The sequence below is a fragment of the Novosphingobium organovorum genome (assembly GCF_022832435.1).
In the GTDB taxonomy this organism is placed as follows: domain Bacteria; phylum Pseudomonadota; class Alphaproteobacteria; order Sphingomonadales; family Sphingomonadaceae; genus Novosphingobium; species Novosphingobium organovorum.
This window is the reverse complement of sequence record NZ_JALHLF010000228.1, coordinates 1-1,650: the sequence shown is the minus strand read 5'-3', so window position 1 is coordinate 1,650 and position 1,650 is coordinate 1. Positions and strand designations below refer to the sequence as shown.

Below are 1,650 nucleotides of genomic sequence, written 5' to 3'. Positions count from 1 at the left end.
CCTCGGCGCCCTCCCCCGCGACCGGCGGGGCCTGCGTGGGGGCCAGCACGAGCGCAGGCTCGGGCGCGGCGAGGGGACGCGCACGGGCCTGTTTCCCCGCCGGCGCCGCCGCGCCTTGCTTCGCAACCGGCAGGGGCCTTGGGCGGGGGGATAGGGGCCGCACGGGTTCGGGTTCACGTTCCGGCTGGGCCACGAACGTCACCAGGACAGTGCGGCGCACCGTGTCGGTGACACTCCCGGCCAGATCGGGCGCGAAAGCGCGCACGAGGATGAGCACCAGGATCACGTGGATCGCGCCGACGAGCACCACAGCCCCGCCCCGCACCCACCGCGAGGAGCGTGTCAACGCCGCGCGCGCAAGAGGGGATCGATCCGGCAGAACCATGCACCGAACCTATCGCGTCGGCTGGCCCGCGTCATGCCCCCTGCGCCGAGCTGATCGGAACAGCGCGCGCGGCAGGCCGTTCAGAAGTACCAGACCAGCACCGCATCGAACCCGTCCCCGGCGTTGAGCGGCTGGACCACCATCGACTTGAGCCCCGCCGCCACGGCCGAACGCGCGACCCGACTTTCGGTGTCAGTCGCCAGATCCTCGTCGATCAGCGGGATGCGCTTGCGACAGGCGCGGCCGAACAGCCCGACATCGAACGCAATCACCGTGTCGGCATGGCTGGTGAGGAGATCCTCGCACGCCTCGCAATAGCCCGAAACGAGCCGAAAACCGCCCACCCCTTCGTCGAGCACCCAGTATTCGATGCGCCCCGCGACCGGCGACACGCAGGAGGACACCAGCGTCAGAACGAACGGCACACCCTTGCGCGAGGGGCACGGAACGCCCACCGCGCGGTCGAAACCGACCTGATCGGCGGCTTCATGGCGCAGAAAACGGCCATCGCTGCCCAGCGAGGCCAGCACATCGGGCCGCCCCGTCCGCCAGGCCCGCCCCGGCACGCCCTCTCCGCTCGCGAACCGCGTGTCTCGGGTTTCGCTTTCGAATTCATGGGCATGGCCGAAATAGCCATCGACCAGCGAGAGCTCGTCCTCGCCCGAGCGGAGGGTCCACAGCTCCAGCGCGCCGAGCCGGAAACGATCGTCACCGCAGAACAGCACGGTGACCGAACGCAGCCGCCCCGCATCGTAGGACGGCATCGCCACCGCGCAACTCAGCCCTTCGGTCATCGCCGCTTCCTTGCGCACGAAATAGGAATTGCACAGGTCCCTGAGGATGATCGGGCGCCCCTGCTCCCAGACCTTGCCGGGCAATCCTTCCCCCAGCTCGAACCGCATCCCCCGGCTGACCGCCGCGAAATAGTCCATCTGGCCATAGACCCCCGATTGCAGGTCGATGCTCCGGCCATCGGCGGCGGGCACCCAGATCTCGGTGGCCCGAATGAATGGCTCCCTATCCATGCACCTTCGAATCCCCTTGATGCAGGCAAGGCCCTCTCACCGGCCGAGCGCCTCCGGGTCATGCCACAGGCCCCGGTAAGGAAACGTCAACAAGCGCTCGGGAATAGCCCTGCCGCACACCAAGGACCGCTCCCACCCGACTTCCCGCGAAAGTGTACATTGGTCGGGTGGAGGCGTGGGACGGTGCCGAACTTCTGGATCAGATGGGGTGATTGGGGCTCGGCACCGAGTCGGTGGAGT

The 1,650-nt window shown here is 68.4% G+C and carries 1 protein-coding gene and 1 pseudogene; both read right to left on the bottom strand.

Annotated elements, in window-relative coordinates; genetic code table 11:
* Positions 1–310, bottom strand: a pseudogene (locus MTR62_RS20895) (TonB family protein); the annotation flags it as partial.
* 155 nt (positions 311–465) lie between these two features.
* The gene (locus MTR62_RS20890) at positions 466–1,410 is read right to left on the bottom strand and encodes a GAF domain-containing protein (protein WP_244024577.1); all 945 of its coding nucleotides are present in this window, start codon (positions 1,408–1,410) and stop codon (positions 466–468) included.
* Positions 1,411–1,650 lie beyond the last annotated feature (240 nt).

Excerpts from the sequence above, each read along its gene's own strand:
- MTR62_RS20890 (WP_244024577.1), bottom strand. The coding sequence starts at position 1,410 with ATGGATAGGGAGCCATTCATTCGGGCCACCGAGATCTGGGTGCCCGCC.